Annotated in this window: 16 protein-coding genes and 1 riboswitch; of the genes, 8 read left to right on the top strand and 8 right to left on the bottom strand. The window is 53.7% G+C overall.

Annotation, left to right across the window (positions count from 1 at the left end; all coding sequences use genetic code 11):
• Window positions 1-59 precede the first annotated feature (59 nt).
• The 6 genes from NAL19_RS01140 to nudC form a co-directional block, all read right to left on the bottom strand.
• Window positions 60-746 carry a DUF1481 domain-containing protein gene (locus NAL19_RS01140; RefSeq protein ID WP_263058524.1) on the bottom strand — a complete coding sequence of 229 codons (687 nt, stop codon included), beginning with the start codon at window positions 744-746 and terminating at the stop codon, window positions 60-62.
• Window positions 747-750: 4 nt separating this feature from the next.
• Entirely contained in the window at window positions 751-1023 is a 273-nt protein-coding gene (hupA, locus tag NAL19_RS01135) for a nucleoid-associated protein HU-alpha (RefSeq protein WP_005970302.1), read from the bottom strand.
• A 204-nt stretch (window positions 1024-1227) separates the two neighbouring features.
• Entirely contained in the window at window positions 1228-1818 is a 591-nt protein-coding gene (locus NAL19_RS01130) for a YjaG family protein (protein WP_263058523.1), read from the bottom strand.
• 77 nt (window positions 1819-1895) lie between these two features.
• Window positions 1896-2585, bottom strand: a complete 690-nt coding sequence (nfi, locus tag NAL19_RS01125) for a deoxyribonuclease V (RefSeq protein ID WP_263058522.1) — start codon at window positions 2583-2585, stop codon at window positions 1896-1898.
• A 15-nt stretch (window positions 2586-2600) separates the two neighbouring features.
• Window positions 2601-3665, bottom strand: a complete 1065-nt coding sequence (gene hemE, locus NAL19_RS01120) for a uroporphyrinogen decarboxylase (protein ID WP_225086532.1) — start codon at window positions 3663-3665, stop codon at window positions 2601-2603.
• Between the two features lie 148 nt (window positions 3666-3813).
• The gene (gene nudC, locus NAL19_RS01115; RefSeq protein ID WP_225086531.1) at window positions 3814-4596 is read right to left on the bottom strand and encodes an NAD(+) diphosphatase; all 783 of its coding nucleotides are present in this window, start codon (window positions 4594-4596) and stop codon (window positions 3814-3816) included.
• 108 nt (window positions 4597-4704) lie between these two features.
• On the opposite strand from nudC, the gene rsd reads away from it, so the two are divergent.
• The 7 genes from rsd to thiH all read left to right on the top strand — a co-directional run bounded on the left by rsd (window position 4705) and on the right by thiH (window position 11080).
• On the top strand, window positions 4705-5166 hold the full coding sequence (rsd, locus tag NAL19_RS01110) for a sigma D regulator (RefSeq protein WP_225086530.1): 462 nt from the start codon (window positions 4705-4707) through the stop codon (window positions 5164-5166).
• A gap of 122 nt (window positions 5167-5288) precedes the next feature.
• Window positions 5289-5459: riboswitch (TPP riboswitch) on the top strand.
• 120 nt (window positions 5460-5579) lie between these two features.
• On the top strand, window positions 5580-7559 hold the full coding sequence (gene thiC / locus NAL19_RS01105; RefSeq protein ID WP_263058521.1) for a phosphomethylpyrimidine synthase ThiC: 1980 nt from the start codon (window positions 5580-5582) through the stop codon (window positions 7557-7559).
• Window positions 7556-8197: a thiamine phosphate synthase gene (gene thiE / locus NAL19_RS01100; protein WP_263058520.1), complete on the top strand. Its 642-nt coding sequence runs from the start codon at window positions 7556-7558 to the stop codon at window positions 8195-8197. The genes thiC and thiE overlap by 4 nt, the downstream gene beginning before the upstream one ends.
• 1 nt (window position 8198) lies before the next feature.
• Window positions 8199-8978 (top strand): HesA/MoeB/ThiF family protein, encoded by a 780-nt coding sequence (locus NAL19_RS01095; RefSeq protein ID WP_263058519.1) that lies wholly within the window; start codon window positions 8199-8201, stop codon window positions 8976-8978.
• Window positions 8975-9175, top strand: coding sequence for a sulfur carrier protein ThiS (gene thiS, locus NAL19_RS01090; protein WP_119872053.1), 201 nt, complete (start codon window positions 8975-8977; stop codon window positions 9173-9175). Before NAL19_RS01095 ends, thiS begins: the two co-directional genes overlap by 4 nt.
• A 1-nt stretch (window position 9176) precedes the next feature.
• Window positions 9177-9962: a thiazole synthase gene (locus NAL19_RS01085; RefSeq protein ID WP_263058518.1), complete on the top strand. Its 786-nt coding sequence runs from the start codon at window positions 9177-9179 to the stop codon at window positions 9960-9962.
• Window positions 9959-11080 (top strand): 2-iminoacetate synthase ThiH, encoded by a 1122-nt coding sequence (gene thiH / locus NAL19_RS01080; protein ID WP_263058517.1) that lies wholly within the window; start codon window positions 9959-9961, stop codon window positions 11078-11080. Before NAL19_RS01085 ends, thiH begins: the two co-directional genes overlap by 4 nt.
• A 318-nt stretch (window positions 11081-11398) precedes the next feature.
• Here thiH and NAL19_RS01075 read toward each other — a convergent pair whose 3' ends face one another.
• Window positions 11399-12823 (bottom strand): PLP-dependent aminotransferase family protein, encoded by a 1425-nt coding sequence (locus NAL19_RS01075; protein ID WP_263058516.1) that lies wholly within the window; start codon window positions 12821-12823, stop codon window positions 11399-11401.
• 173 nt (window positions 12824-12996) lie between these two features.
• On the opposite strand from NAL19_RS01075, the gene NAL19_RS01070 reads away from it, so the two are divergent.
• Window positions 12997-13188, top strand: a complete 192-nt coding sequence (locus NAL19_RS01070) for a DUF1127 domain-containing protein (RefSeq protein ID WP_263058515.1) — start codon at window positions 12997-12999, stop codon at window positions 13186-13188.
• Between the two features lie 93 nt (window positions 13189-13281).
• On the opposite strand, the gene shiA is transcribed toward NAL19_RS01070, so the two are convergent.
• Window positions 13282-14679: a shikimate transporter gene (gene shiA / locus NAL19_RS01065; RefSeq protein ID WP_263058514.1), complete on the bottom strand. Its 1398-nt coding sequence runs from the start codon at window positions 14677-14679 to the stop codon at window positions 13282-13284.
• Window positions 14680-15062 lie beyond the last annotated feature (383 nt).

The following is a 15062-nucleotide window of genomic DNA, read 5'->3' as shown; positions in this document are numbered from 1 at the left end:
GATAAATACTGAAGCCCGGAGAAATCCGGGTTTTTTATTGCCAGATTTTTAGATTAACGTTATTTAGGCTGCCACTGGCAAACATCATCTTCCACCACCAGCAATAACTGCGTCCCTTCCGGCGCTTCCAGCCATGCGACATTTAGCGGGCGCGTGGCATGCACTTTTTGCTCTGCAATCCATTCACGCGAATCATTGTCAAAATCAGGGCTAACTACCGTACCGTCACAAGACTGTACTTGCCCTTCCAACCATTTCCCTTGCTTTAGCGTCACCTTGCCTGCACGCAGTACATCACTCAACTCCAGCATACGCTTAGCATCAAACTGATAGAGCGCGATATCATCGTCAGAAACCGATTCACGCCTTTCGGCAAGTTGCCGCTGCATAAAACTGACGGTTCCATCTTCTGCAAAGCGCAAGCGCATATCTTCTTTTTGCGCGCCGAGCTGATTACGCTGTATCTCACGCAGCTTATCCTGCTGGAACGTATAGCGAGTCACCACCAGACCGTTACCCTGAAGTGGATTGAACACGGTGGTCAGCGCCGTCGTATTCTGCGCATCATCTTTACGCCACAAACGCACAATACCGCGATCGGCAACATAACCGCTGGCAAAAAACTCCGGCGGTGCGGTGCGGCTACTACAGGCCACCACGGCAATAAGCACGAGGCCTGCGCCACACAATCGTCGTAAAAGCAAAAGGGGCGAAAACGCCCCTCTGCTTAAACTTTTAACCGACATGGGCTTATTTAACAGCGTCTTTCAGAGCCTTGCCAGAAACAAACGCTGGCACGTTGGCAGCAGCAATTTTGATTTCTTTACCGGTTTGTGGGTTGCGGCCAGTGCGCTCATTACGATGGTTGACTTTAAATGTACCAAAACCAACTAATTGTACTGCATCACCTTCTTTCAGAGACTCGGTAATTGCCGCCAGAGTTGATTCCAGAGCTGCTTTAGCCTGTGCTTTTGACAGATCAGCTTTGTCCGCAATTACATCAATCAGTTGAGTCTTATTCATAAGTTATCCTTACAGTGTGTTTATCGCTTGCTAAGCATCGAGTGCGACGGATATGCCATCTCCCTTTTCAGGGTGTGGTAGCACTCTCCTGCATACACGCACCGACAGCCACTTTTTTTACGCCCCCCAAATGTAGACCAGACAGGGTGCGAATGTGAAGCCTTAAGACAGGCCATTTCAGGCCTTAAATCACGTTTTATCGCGTTATTGATGCAAATTTATCCCGATGTTACTACTTCCGGCCTCGCGCAGATCGGAACGGAGCCCTTTTATCAGCTCAATGTCGCGTTCTTCACAGGCCGCCAACAGGCGAAAAATCTCCCATTGGATGTCCCATTCTTCTTCAATTGCAGGCAAAACCTTTAGCTCATCGTCGGTCATTTCTTTGCCTGCCTGCGTCATTTCCAACATGGCCACCGTGCGGATAGACGTTTCGCTAATCGCTACCGCATGTTCGAGCGTTGCACCGCTTAAACGCGAATGAATCAGCTCGCCCAGCGCGATACAGGCATCAATAGCCGGGTAAACACCGTAAAGATCGTAATCTTCCGCAGCGGGAATCGCTTCTTCCAGCTTTTCCAACTGGCTATCGAAATTAACCTTCACATCTTTAACAACCAATGTTTCCCATACCAAATCGAGAATGCGGCGGTAAACCATCGCATCGCCGAACTCTGTTTGACGACAGAACTCGTGGTAGTTGGGATACATACGTTCACAAAGGCATGCCATAAAAGTGACATGCTGCCAGCTTGCCAGTTTTTCCAGACGTAAATGAATGGGGTTACGTAACATTTTTATGCTCATTAACAGCGACGGACGGCAGTGTACCTGAAATCACAGTGACGCCCTATGCCTGAATTCCTAAAGTTTTACGACAATACGTTAGCATCTTGCTGCCGTTGCCAACGCACAAATGCGGGACGATTCGATGCAACCGCATCAGCCCAGCGGGTCGGCTCCGGTAAACGGTAACCGCGCATACAACGTTGCACCCAGTGCAATGCACTGTCTTGTCCAACTCGGTGCCCCGTCGCCACAAACAGCGGATTACAGCGCGCTTTGCTGCGCCAGACCCAGCCAATCTGCTCGCCCTTATCCAGTAACGGCTGCTGGCTGCCGACGCTCTCCGCCAACGGTTCAAATCGGCCACACAGCCGACTTTTTGCCACACCAATCGTCGGAACATCAACCAGCAGGCCAAAATGACTGGCAACGCCGAGGCGCCGTGGGTGAGAAATCCCATGCCCATCGACAAACAGCAGATCGGGTTTCTGTTCAAGCAATGCCCACGCGGCAAGCAACCCAGGGCATTCGCGAAATGAAAGAAAACCGGGGATATAGGGCATCGTCGTGCTGATACGCGCAATCTTGTATTCTACCAGCTCCAACGAAGGATAGCGCATTAGCGCAATCGCCGCGCGAGTGACCGAGCCTTCTTGCTCAAAGCCAACGTCAGCACCCGCGATAAACGCAGGCTGCTCAAAAGGTACATCGTCGTGCCGAATCACATCAAAAGCGCGGGCCAGTTGCTCAACCCGCAGCTGTTGTGTATCAATCACATCATCTCCTGTGAATCATGCGTGATAAGGGCGAGACAACCGATGGACAGCCTCAACAAACACGCCCGCATGCTCCGGCGGCACATCTTGGTGAATGCCATGACCCAGATTGAAAACATGCCCGTTGCCTTGCCCAAATCCAGCAAGGATCGACGCCACTTCCTGCTCGATCCGTGCAGGATCGGCATACAACATCGACGGATCCATATTTCCCTGTAGCGCCACTTTATCGCCTACACGGCGGCGTGCATCAGCAATATCACTTGTCCAGTCTAGCCCCAGCGCGTCGCAGCCTGTCTCCGCCATCGCTTCCAGCCACTGGCCTCCACCTTTGGTGAAGAGCGTCACTGGCACACGGCGACCGTCGTTCTCACGCAGTAAACCATCAACAATCTTATGCATGTACCGCAGGGAGAATTCTTTGTAGTCACGTCCGCTCAGCGCGCCGCCCCAGGTATCGAATACCATCACTGCCTGCGCACCAGCACGAATTTGCGCATTGAGATAGAGAATGACGCTATCCGCCAGCTTATCCAGCAACAGGTGTAGCGTTTTAGGCTCAGCAAACATCATTTTCTTGATGACGGTAAACGCTTTGCTGCTACCGCCCTCAACCATGTAGGTCGCCAGCGTCCACGGGCTGCCCGAGAAACCGATCAACGGCACTTCACCGGCGAGGTTTTTACGAATCGTCCGCACTGCATTCATCACATAACCGAGCTCCTGCTCAGGATCGGGAATCGGCAGGTTAACCACATGGGCATGAGACGTAATGGGAGAGTGAAAGCGTGGGCCTTCCCCCGCTTCAAAATAGAGCCCTAATCCCATGGCATCAGGGATGGTCAGGATATCGGAGAACAGGATTGCCGCATCCAGCGCATAGCGCCGTAAAGGTTGTAACGTGACTTCGCAAGCCAGTTCTGCGTTTTTACACAGCGACATAAAATCCCCCGCCTGTGCGCGCGTTGCCTTATATTCCGGCAAATAACGCCCCGCCTGACGCATCATCCACACCGGGGTGACATCAACGGGTTGGCGCAATAACGCCCGCAAGTAGCGATCGTTTTTCAGATCAGTCATGTTCTTTTCCTTTCAACCTCACGGCGGTTCGACACCGGATAGATGTGATGAAACGGATGCGTTATAAAACGAACGCTTTATAAAACGAATACGCTATGACGCGAGTACGTTGTGTACATGAGTCATTCATGGCGCAAATAGTACCACGTCAGCCTTCGTTCTCGTGATAAGCGCGACACAACACCACCGTATCCTCGATAAGTCGACGCGCCACGGTGCCCGGCGGGGGCAGTTGCGGGAGTTGGTCATAGCGGAACCAGCCCGCGTCACGCAGCTCTTTTGGGTCGTGCTTAATGTCTCCACCCGCATAATCGGCCATAAACGCCATCATCAGAGAATGAGGGAATGGCCAAGGCTGCGAACTCACGTAACGCAGGTTTTTTATCTGAATTTGGCTCTCTTCCATTACCTCACGCACGACCGTCTGTTCCAGCGTTTCGCCGACTTCTACAAACCCAGCCAGCACGGTGTACATGTTTCCGCGATGTCGATTGTGCTGCGCCAGCAGAATCTCATCACCACGGCGAATCGCGACGATGATGCAAGGCGCGATCTGCGGATAATAACGTTCTTTGCAGTGGTGACATAAGCACGCCAGCTCCGTTTTGCTCCGCACCATTTCATGGCCGCAGTAACCACAAAAACGATGGGAACGATAAAACTCAGCCAACTGTACGCCTCGCCCCGCGAGCTGGAATAACCCCACGTCCTGATCGAGCAGTTGGCGAACCGAGGCCATATCGGTATCACGGCCCTGACACACCAGCCAGACAGGCTGTTCTTGCCATTCGCCGATTTGGCGAGCCGTTTTCCCCTGCAGAGACCACTTCGTCGCCGTTCCACACGGTAATTCTCCCTGGGGCAGCCAGATTTGTACCGCATCGCTAACCACCCACCAGCCGGTCTCATCACCTTTTAGCGTCTGTTCCATATCTTTTTATTGCTCCACTGCCACTTCACTGGCATTTTACATTCAGAGTGATTACATAAGTTTTATAACTGGGATTTCAGTTATTTCTTACCGTTCACGGAGTCAACAATGCTAAACCAGCTACAAAGTCTGACTGAATACGTTGGTGGCAATAATGCGTTAATCGACCAATGGCTACAAGCGCGTAAGCAGCTTCTGGTGGCTTACTATCATCTGGTTGGCATCAAGCCGAACAAGGATGCGCTTTCTCTTCTGGATGAAGAAGCATTGGATCATTTTTGCCAGAATCTGGTGGACTATCTTTCTACCGGTCACTTTCACTTATACGAAAAGATGCTGCACGAAGCAGCGACACACAGCGAACAACTATTAGCCCTTTCTACCCAGCTCGACCTCGCCCTGCAAAACAACACGCAGCAAATCATGACGTTTTACGATAACCATCTGGCGACGGCTATCGACCATGATAACTGCCTCGAATTTCAGCAGGCACTCTCCAGCGTCGGTGAAGCTCTGGAGGAGCGTTTTACGTTAGAAGACAACATGATCCGTCTGGTTTACGACAACTAGCGGTCATTTGACGTTATTTAAGAACATCGCCACACGCTGTACAGGCAAAACCGTCACGCTTTGACATCCGCGTTTTGCCGTCATACAGTGTAGGGGTTTTATTGGCCCGTTTAAGAAACGGGCATATCTTGTCGGAGTGCCTAGCGTGCTCATGTTTTGTTTTACGAAAGCAATCGTTTTACGAAAGCAATCGTTTTACGAAATCTATGAGCGCACAGGCTGAGACCGTTAATTCGGGATCCGCGGAACCTGATCGGGTTAATACCTGCGAAGGGAACAAGAGTAATGCACCTCATTGAGATTGAGCCCAAGGCTACGTATTCCTACATACCTGCTCTGATGCCCAATATCATTATTACTCCCTCCGGGCTCCAGACAAGCAATCTTCCCTTTACGTCTAACAGGAACTTGCTATGTCTACAGAACCTTTGTCTATAAAAACCTCGTCGGTAAAAACAGAGTTATCTACAGCATCCAAATCGGGTCGCCGCGAGCAGCGTGCCGCCGCCCAGCAATTTATCGACACCTTACAGGGAACAGCCTTCCCTAATTCCAAACGTATCTACCTTGCAGGTTCGCGCGACGATATTCGCGTGCCAATGCGAGAAATTCAGCTCAGCCCGACGCTACTCGGCGGCAGCAAAGACAATCCGCAATACGAACCCAATGAACCGATCCCGGTTTATGATACGTCAGGGCCTTATGGCGACCCCAACGCTCAACCCGATGTCCGCGTTGGCTTAGCGAAGCTGCGCGCCAGTTGGATTGCAGAACGTCACGATACCGAGGCGCTATCCGGCGTCAGTTCCGATTTCACTCAGCAGCGTCTGGCAGATGCGGGTTTGGATCATCTGCGCTTCGAACACTTGCCACGACCGCTACGTGCCAAAGCAGGCAAACGCGTCACTCAGTTGCACTATGCACGGCAGGGGATCATTACCCCCGAAATGGAATTTATCGCCATTCGCGAAAATATGGGGCGCGAGCGTATTCGCGCTGACGTGCTGCGCCAGCAGCATCCGGGGCAAAGTTTCGGTGCACTTCTGCCGGAAAACATCACGCCGGAATTCGTTCGTCAGGAAGTCGCCGCCGGTCGCGCCATTATTCCTTCCAACATCAACCATCCCGAATCAGAACCGATGATCATCGGCCGCAATTTTCTGGTGAAGGTTAACGCCAATATCGGTAATTCCGCCGTGACGTCCTCCATCGAAGAAGAGGTGGAAAAACTGGTCTGGTCTACCCGCTGGGGCGCGGATACGGTGATGGATCTCTCAACCGGCCGTTATATTCATGAAACCCGCGAGTGGATTCTGCGTAACAGCCCCGTCCCCATCGGTACCGTGCCAATCTATCAGGCGCTGGAAAAAGTGAACGGCGTGGCGGAAAACCTGAACTGGGAAATGTTCCGTGACACGCTGCTGGAGCAGGCGGAACAAGGCGTGGACTATTTCACTATCCACGCCGGCGTGCTGCTGCGCTACGTGCCAATGACCGCTAAACGCCTGACCGGCATCGTTTCACGCGGGGGTTCCATCATGGCGAAGTGGTGCCTGTCGCATCACAAAGAGAGCTTCCTGTACGAGCACTTCCGTGAAATCTGTGAAATCTGTGCCGCTTACGATGTCGCGCTGTCGCTGGGTGACGGCTTACGCCCCGGTTCCATTCAGGATGCCAACGATGAAGCCCAATTTGCCGAGCTGCATACGCTGGGCGAGCTGACCAAAATCGCCTGGGAATACGACGTGCAGGTGATGATCGAAGGCCCCGGCCATGTTCCGATGCAGATGATTCGCCGCAACATGACCGAAGAGCTGGAGCACTGTCACGAAGCCCCGTTCTATACACTCGGCCCGTTAACCACCGATATCGCACCGGGTTACGATCACTTCACCTCCGGCATCGGCGCCGCCATGATCGGCTGGTTCGGCTGCGCAATGCTCTGTTACGTCACGCCGAAGGAGCATCTCGGCCTGCCAAACAAAGACGACGTTAAACAAGGGTTGATTACCTACAAGATCGCCGCCCACGCTGCCGACTTGGCAAAAGGTCACCCCGGCGCACAGATCCGTGATAACGCCATGTCAAAAGCACGCTTCGAATTCCGCTGGGAAGACCAGTTTAATCTGGCGCTCGATCCCCAAACGGCACGTGCCTACCACGATGAAACGTGGCCGCAGGAATCCGGTAAAGTCGCTCACTTCTGTTCTATGTGCGGCCCCAAATTCTGCTCGATGAAAATCTCACAGGAAGTACGCAACTACGCCGCGAAACAGGAAGCGGAAGCCAAACCGATTGAAGTGGGTATGGCGCAGATGTCGCAAGAATTCCGCTCTCGCGGCAGCGAGCTTTATCACAGCGCCACCAGCCTGCAAACCGAGGAAAGCAAATGACAGACTCGACGCCTTTTGCCCCAACGGCACAGCGGCTGGGGCTGTATCCCGTCGTCGATAGCGTGGAGTGGATCGAGCGACTACTCGGCGTCGGGGTGAAAACGATCCAGTTGAGGATCAAAGATCGGTCAGATGAACAAGCCGAAGCCGATGTGATCCAGGCGATCGCCTTGGGTCGTCGCTATCAGGCACAGCTTTTCATCAATGACTATTGGAAATTAGCCGTAAAACATCAGGCGTACGGCGTACATTTGGGTCAGGAAGATCTGGACACCGCCGATCTGGCCGCGATTAAAAAAGCGGGTCTGCGCTTAGGTGTTTCCACGCACGACGATCGTGAACTGGCGCGCGCGGTGGTGATAAACCCGTCCTACATCGCGCTGGGGCACATTTTCCCCACGCAAACCAAAGACATGCCATCAGCGCCGCAGGGGCTGGCCGAACTGATGCGGCACATAATCGATCTGCAAGGCCGTTTTCCCACCGTTGCGATTGGCGGTATCAGCATCGATAGCGTCCCTGCGGTACTGGAAACGGGCGTCGGCAGTATTGCCGTCGTCAGCGCCATTACGCAGGCAACAGACTGGCGTCAGGCTACGGCAACACTGCTCAGGATGATTGAAGGGCGGGAGGCATGACATGGTAACGACTCACCATCCAGCGCCTGCCGGACTGAGCGATAGCGAATTTATGCGCTACAGCCGCCAGCTCATGCTGGAAGACATTGGCCCGGAGAGTCAGGAGAAACTCAAAGCCGCCTGCGTTCTGCTGGTTGGCCTGGGCGGGCTGGGTGCTCCCGCTTCGCTCTATCTGGCCGCCGCAGGCATCGGTAAGCTGCTGCTTGCCGACGATGACTCGCTGCACATCAGCAACCTGCAACGCCAGATTCTTTATCACACCAGCGACACCGACAAACCCAAAGCCGTGTTAGCACAACGTCAGCTACAGGCGTTAAACCCGTACTCGGAAACCATTGCACTTACCGAAAGGCTCAGCGGTGACGCACTACACCACGCCGTCAGCCGCGCCGATCTGGTGCTGGATTGCAGCGATAACATGACCACTCGCCACGCGGTTAACGCCGCCTGCTTTAACGCAGGGAAGCCGCTCATCAGCGGGAGTGCCGTCGGTTTCAGCGGCCAGCTCACAGTCTTCACACCGCCTTATCACGCTGGCTGCTACGCCTGCCTGTACCCCGATACGGCCGAACCACAGCGCAACTGCCGCACCGCCGGCGTGCTGGGTCCAGTGGTCGGCGTGATTGGCACGCTTCAGGCGCTGGAAGCAATAAAGCTGCTGGCCGGTATGCCGTCTGCGCTGGATGGCAAGCTGAGAATGTTCAATGGCAAACAGCAGAGCTGGAACACGCTCCAGCTCACGCGCGCGCCCCACTGCCCGGTATGCGGGGGAGCAGCATGAGAATCACGCTGAATGATGAGCCCTTTGAATTCCCAGAGGCCATCACGGTTGAGGCGCTGCTAAGCCAGATAAACCGGCTCCAGCCCGGCACGGCGCTGGCTATCAATCAGACCATTATCCCGCACACCACCTGGTCACAGCATCAGGTTCAGGACGGTGATGATATTTTGCTTTTTCAGGCAATCGCGGGAGGATGACATGCTGCACATTGCCGATACGACATTAACTTCACGGCTGCTGACCGGCACCGGAAAATTCGCCACGCCAGAACTGATGCTGGCAGCACTCGAGGCCTCCGGTTCACAGCTCGTTACCATGGCGATGAAACGCGTTGACCTGAACGGCGGCAACGATGCCATTCTCGCCCCGCTACGTCAGCTCGGCATTAAGCTGCTGCCGAATACCTCAGGAGCCAAAACCGCAGACGAAGCCATTTTTGCTGCCCGACTGGCGCGAGAAGCACTGGGCACTCGCTGGCTGAAACTGGAAATTCATCCCGATGTGAAATATCTGCTGCCCGATCCCATCGAAACCCTGAAGGCCGCCGAACAACTGGTAAAAGAAGGATTCACGGTTCTACCTTACTGCGGGGCCGACCCGGTACTGTGCAAACGGCTGGAAGAGGCTGGCTGCGCGGCGGTGATGCCGCTCGGCGCGCCCATTGGCTCTAATCAAGGGTTACAAACGCGTGATTTTCTCCGCATCATCATCGAACAAGCGCGCGTTCCGGTGATTGTCGATGCGGGCATTGGCGCCCCTAGTCATGCGGCCGACGCGCTGGAAATGGGCGCCGACGCCGTGCTGGTCAATACGGCAATCGCCGTTGCTCGCGATCCCGTCGCTATGGCGCACGCATTCAGACTGGCAGTCGATGCCGGTGGGCTTGCTCGTCAGGCGGGTCTGGGAAGTAAGCAGTTCGTCGCCAGCGCCACCAGCCCACTCACCGGTTTTCTGCATCAGCCAACTGGAGGGGCGGCGAGATGAACGTCGATTTCCAAACTGTCTGGGAACAGCTCGACTGGGATGACCTGACGCTGCGCATCAACGGTAAAACCGCATTGGATGTTGAGCGCGCGCTTGCTGCACCACACCTGACGCGTGACGATTTCATGGCGCTCATTTCACCCGCCGCCAGCGCTTATCTGGAACCGCTGGCTCCGCGGGCACAGCAGCTTACCCGACAGCGTTTCGGTAATACGGTGAGCTTCTATGTACCGCTATATCTGTCCAATCTGTGCTCTAACGACTGTACCTACTGCGGCTTTTCGATGAGCAACCACATCAAGCGGAAAACGCTGGATGAGGCAGAGATCCTGCGTGAATGCGCCGCTATCAAGGCACTCGGGTTTGAGCACCTGTTGCTCGTGACGGGCGAACATCAGCGCAAAGTGGGGATGGATTATTTTCGCCGTGTCTTTCCGCTGATCCGGCCGCTCTTCAGTTCGCTGATGATTGAAGTTCAGCCCTTGTCGCAGGATGAGTACGCCGAATTAAAAGCACTGGGTCTGGATGGCGTGATGGTCTATCAGGAAACCTATCATCCGGCGACCTACCAGTTGCACCATCTAAAAGGACAAAAACAGGATTTCCACTGGCGGCTCGCCACGCCGGATCGGCTTGGTCGAGCCGGGATCGACAAGATCGGGCTGGGTGCATTAATCGGCCTGTCCACTAGCTGGCGCACCGACTGCTATATGGTGGCGGAACACCTGTTGCACTTGCAGCAGAATTATTGGCAAAGCCGATATTCTATCTCGTTCCCGCGCCTGCGCCCCTGTGCGGGCGGCATTGAACCCGCCTCGTTAATGGATGAAGCCCAGCTCATGCAGGTAATTTGTGCATTCCGGTTGCTGGCACCGGATATTGAACTGTCGCTGTCCACGCGCGAATCACCGTTCTTTCGCGATCATGCCATCCCTATCGCGATTAACAACGTCAGCGCCTTTTCCAAAACCCAACCGGGTGGCTATGCCGATGACCATCCTGAGCTGGAACAGTTTTCACCCCACGACTCACGACGCCCTGAAGACGTGGCGCAGGCCATCATTCGGGCAGGTCTCCAGCCCGTATGGAAAGACTGGGACGGTTATTTAGGCCGGTAATTACTGAGAGGATAAGCTACTGAGCGGATAAGTTACTGAGCAGATAAGACGGCGATACGCCTGATTTGCGAAGCGGCTCGCAGGCTGACATGAGAATTACACGGAAGGCAATATTCTCAGGAGAGCGCCGCGCAACATGACATTCGGCCTATCGCCACAGTCTGTGACGAAGAATACAGTGGCGTCGTTGGCAGGCCTGAGCATTACGGAGCTTGCTGGCCGGAGCCGTTTGCCACTCATCGGTTCTGCACATCAACCCGCCGATACGGGGCTTATCCTTACCCGTATCGGCCCTTCCCTAACACCCTCAGTGACGCCCTAATCAGGAGGCGTATGCATCATCTTCGCAACTTCACTGCCCACGATACGCAGCCCTTCTCTCATCTCTTCCGTGAAACGATTGGCATAGTTGAGTCGAATACAATTGCGGTATTTCCCTGAGGCAGAGAAGAGCGACCCTGCGGCGATCTGTATGCCTGATTTTCTGACCTCACGTGTGAGCTTGAGCGAATCAAAATATTCAGGTAGTTCAATCCACATCAGGAATCCTCCCTGCGGACGACTGACGCAAATATTGGACGGAAAATACTCACGCACCCAGCAGGTAAACGTACTCAGATTAGCTTTGTATTGGGCGCGCATGCGGCGAAGATGGGGCTGATAGTGCCCCTGACGAATAAACTCCGCCACAGCTATCTGCGGCTGCACCACCGTCGATCCCGTACTGATGTATTTTGTATGGATCACCCGTTCCAGATAACGCCCCGGCGCGATCCAACCAACGCGCAAACCGGGTGCCAGATTTTTAGAAAACGAACTGCACAACAGCACGCGCCCATCCTCATCAAACGACTTTATCGCGCGGGGACGCGGGTATTCATAGGCCAACTCACCATAGGCATCATCTTCAATAATCGCGATATCAAAATGCTGCGCCAGCGTCACCAACGCTTTCTTACGGGCATCAGGCATAATAAAACCAAGCGGGTTATTGCAGCTCGGCACCAGCAGGACGGCCTTGATCGGCCATTGATCCAGCGCCAGCCTCAACGCTTCGAGGCTGATCCCAGTCACTGAATCGGTTGGGATCTCGATCGCTTTGATATCCAGCCCACGAAGGATCTGCATCGTGCCTGGAAAAGCGGGTGATTCAACGGCCACGATATCGCCGGGTTGGCAAACCGCGCGGACGGCAACAAATAGGGCTTCCTGACATCCGGTCGTGACCACAATATCATCTTGAGTCAGCTGGCAGCCGCAGTCCACGGTAAGACGGGCAATCTGCTCACGCAGCGCAGGCACGCCATATACGCTGTCATATTGCAAGATGCGGGAATCCTGATACTGGCAGAGGCGAGCCATCTCTTTCCACAGTGGTTTGATGGTCGGCTGGCTCACATCCGGCATTCCGCTACCAAATTTCAGCACGTTGGTTTCCAGACGCACGTTAACCAACTCCAGCACCGATTCCCACTGCGTGATCTCAACCGGGCGTTGGGCAGGGCGCGTCAGCGCGGGTACGGGCGGCGTTGCCTTACGCGGCGTGACAAAATATCCCGAACGCGGCTGCGGCATAATCAATTGCCGGGTTTCCAGCAGATGGTAGGCCTGCTGTACGGTACTGATGCTTACACCATGTTCTGTACTCAGCGCCCGTACCGAAGGCAGGCGCTCTCCACTTTGGTACAGCCCTTGTTCGATCCGCTGTTCTAACAGCCCGGCAAGGTGTTGATAACGCGTCATCAGTATCGTCCTCTATTAAGATACCCAACCACAACCAGTACAGATTCAAATAAAAATCACCATTCAGATGCAATATCACACAATCTGTATGCTAAAAAAATGGATTTTTTGCGTCTGTATTGAAAATACCTTTCGCCCCATCATAGCGATCATTCACTGGCGAGGGGGAAAATATGGAATTTCATGAGAATCGATCACAAAAACCGTTCCGCGAGTCACCGTTCTGGCTAATGCTGATTTTGCCGTACCGCCTGTGGAAAGCCTGGCGGGCCAGGGCACAAACGCTGAAGATACTACAAAATCTGAGCGATGACGGGCTTAAGGATATCGGGCTGAAGCGAAGCGATCTCGATCGGTTCAGATAACACCGGCCAGAGAACAATAGACAAAAACAGTAGAAATGTGCCGATACAGACACTGCATCTGTATCGGCATTTTGGATCAGAGAGATGGGGATATTAGTGAGGTAAAGCATCCGCCGGTTTTGCTTTCATCTGCATCCCGACAATCGCTGACAGCAAACAACCAATAGCAAGGTAAGCCGCCACCGCGTGCCATGAACCATCCATAAACTGTACTAGCAGCACAGCGATAAAAGGCGTAAATCCGCCGCCGACTACGCTGGCGACCTGATAACCTACACCCGCTCCGCTATAGCGATAAGCCGTACCAAATAACTCCGTAAACATCGGCTGCTGTACGCTAACAATCATATCGTGGGCAATATTCGCCAGCATGATGGCAAAGAACAGAATCAGCAACGTGTTATGGCTTTCCAGCGCTATAAAGAATGGCACTGCACTCACGGCACCAATCAGCGCACCAGTAACGTAGATCCGACGGCGGCCAAAGCTATCCGCCAGATAGGCAAAGAACGGGATAGACACACAGCTGATCGCCCCCACCAGCAGCCCGATATTCAGGAAGATATCCCGCGATAGCCCAAGATGGGTGGTGGAGTAATTGAGGGCGAACGCGGTGACGATATACATCGTCAGCAGCTCTCCAAGCCGTAGCGCGATAATCAGCAGAAATGCCTTCGGGTGCTGGCGAAGTGCTTCCATAATAGGAAACGAACGCAGTTTGTTTGCTCTTTCTCCCAACGTCTTATTCGCCTCAAACTCCTGAGACTCATCCATCCCGTTACGCACCCACCAGGCAATCGCAACCAGAATCAGGCTGAACAAGAACGGCAAACGCCAGCCCCAGGTGATAAATTCTTCATTGGTCGTCAAATTGCTGACCAGCGATACCGACCCTGTAGCCAGTAACAGCCCAACCCCAAAACCAACCTGTACGCCACTGCTATAAAAGGCTTTCTTCTTCTTCGGCGCACTTTCTACTGCCAACAGCGCTGCACCACCCCATTCGCCACCGACGGCAAATCCCTGAATTGCCCGCAGCGTAACCAGCAATACCGGCGCCCACCAGCCGATGGAATCAAACGACGGCAGCAGGCCAATCAGCGCCGTGGAAATACCCATCATCCAGACCGTGATCATCAACATCCGTTTACGGCCCAGCTTATCGCCGAAGTGCCCAAACACCATACCGCCAAGCGGGCGGAACAGAAAACCAACGCCAAACGTACCAAATGCCGCGAGCGTCCCCATTGTCGGGCTAACCTGCGGGAAAAATTCGGTATTAAATACAAGAGCGGCAACAATTCCGTACAGCAAGAAATCATACCAATCCACAACAGCTCCCACAAAACTGCCCCATGCTGCACGTTTCGCTTTATGCTGAGAATGGCTTTCTGACTGTGTTTGTAGGGTTTTACCAGATGAAATTGAATCATCCTGATGAGGTACTGAGCCGCCAGGCTGTGAAAGTGTTGGCGTAGTTGAGGTGTCCATGTCGGTTCCGTTCTGTTTACTTTACACTACTGTACAACAAAAAATTCAGGGATGACATTTTTAACGTCGCTTGCGATGGCCTTTAGGTAGCGCACAGGGATGTGCGCTATAAAAAATTTCAGGAAGAAATAAAACGCAGGGAGCGTTTTATAACAACGCATAGCGTTGGCCCATCAGGGTGGAAGGCAGGACGCCTTCCATCAATTTTTAACGTCGCTTGCGACGGCGTTTGGTAGCACACAGGGATGTGCGCTATAAAAAATTTCAGGAAGACATGCCTAAACGTCGTTTACGACGGGGCTTCCGCAGGGAATCAACCATAAAAAAACCCCGACCATAATAGCCGGGGTTTTTGTTATTTACCGCATGGTCGTGCAGCGCAA

It is taken from the genome of Pectobacterium sp. F1-1, assembly GCF_025643735.1.
GTDB lineage: Bacteria > Pseudomonadota > Gammaproteobacteria > Enterobacterales > Enterobacteriaceae > Pectobacterium > Pectobacterium colocasium.
This window is presented reverse-complemented; position numbering and strand designations above follow the sequence as displayed.

Bases quoted from the DNA above. Each gene is read 5' to 3' on its own strand.
- thiE (WP_263058520.1), top strand. From the start codon at position 7,556: ATGACAGACTCGACGCCTTTTGCCCCAACGGCACAGCGGCTGGGGCTG.
- rsd (WP_225086530.1), top strand. From the start codon at position 4,705: ATGCTAAACCAGCTACAAAGTCTGACTGAATACGTTGGTGGCAATAAT.
- NAL19_RS01075 (WP_263058516.1), bottom strand. From the start codon at position 12,823: ATGACGCGTTATCAACACCTTGCCGGGCTGTTAGAACAGCGGATCGAA.
- NAL19_RS01085 (WP_263058518.1), top strand. From the start codon at position 9,177: ATGCTGCACATTGCCGATACGACATTAACTTCACGGCTGCTGACCGGC.
- hupA (WP_005970302.1), bottom strand. From the start codon at position 1,023: ATGAATAAGACTCAACTGATTGATGTAATTGCGGACAAAGCTGATCTG.
- thiC (WP_263058521.1), top strand. From the start codon at position 5,580: ATGTCTACAGAACCTTTGTCTATAAAAACCTCGTCGGTAAAAACAGAG.
- NAL19_RS01070 (WP_263058515.1), top strand. From the start codon at position 12,997: ATGGAATTTCATGAGAATCGATCACAAAAACCGTTCCGCGAGTCACCG.
- thiS (WP_119872053.1), top strand. From the start codon at position 8,975: ATGAGAATCACGCTGAATGATGAGCCCTTTGAATTCCCAGAGGCCATC.
- hemE (WP_225086532.1), bottom strand. From the start codon at position 3,665: ATGACTGATCTGAAAAACGATCGCTACTTGCGGGCGTTATTGCGCCAA.
- nudC (WP_225086531.1), bottom strand. From the start codon at position 4,596: ATGGAACAGACGCTAAAAGGTGATGAGACCGGCTGGTGGGTGGTTAGC.
- NAL19_RS01140 (WP_263058524.1), bottom strand. From the start codon at position 746: ATGTCGGTTAAAAGTTTAAGCAGAGGGGCGTTTTCGCCCCTTTTGCTT.
- NAL19_RS01130 (WP_263058523.1), bottom strand. From the start codon at position 1,818: ATGTTACGTAACCCCATTCATTTACGTCTGGAAAAACTGGCAAGCTGG.
- NAL19_RS01095 (WP_263058519.1), top strand. From the start codon at position 8,199: ATGGTAACGACTCACCATCCAGCGCCTGCCGGACTGAGCGATAGCGAA.
- shiA (WP_263058514.1), bottom strand. From the start codon at position 14,679: ATGGACACCTCAACTACGCCAACACTTTCACAGCCTGGCGGCTCAGTA.
- thiH (WP_263058517.1), top strand. From the start codon at position 9,959: ATGAACGTCGATTTCCAAACTGTCTGGGAACAGCTCGACTGGGATGAC.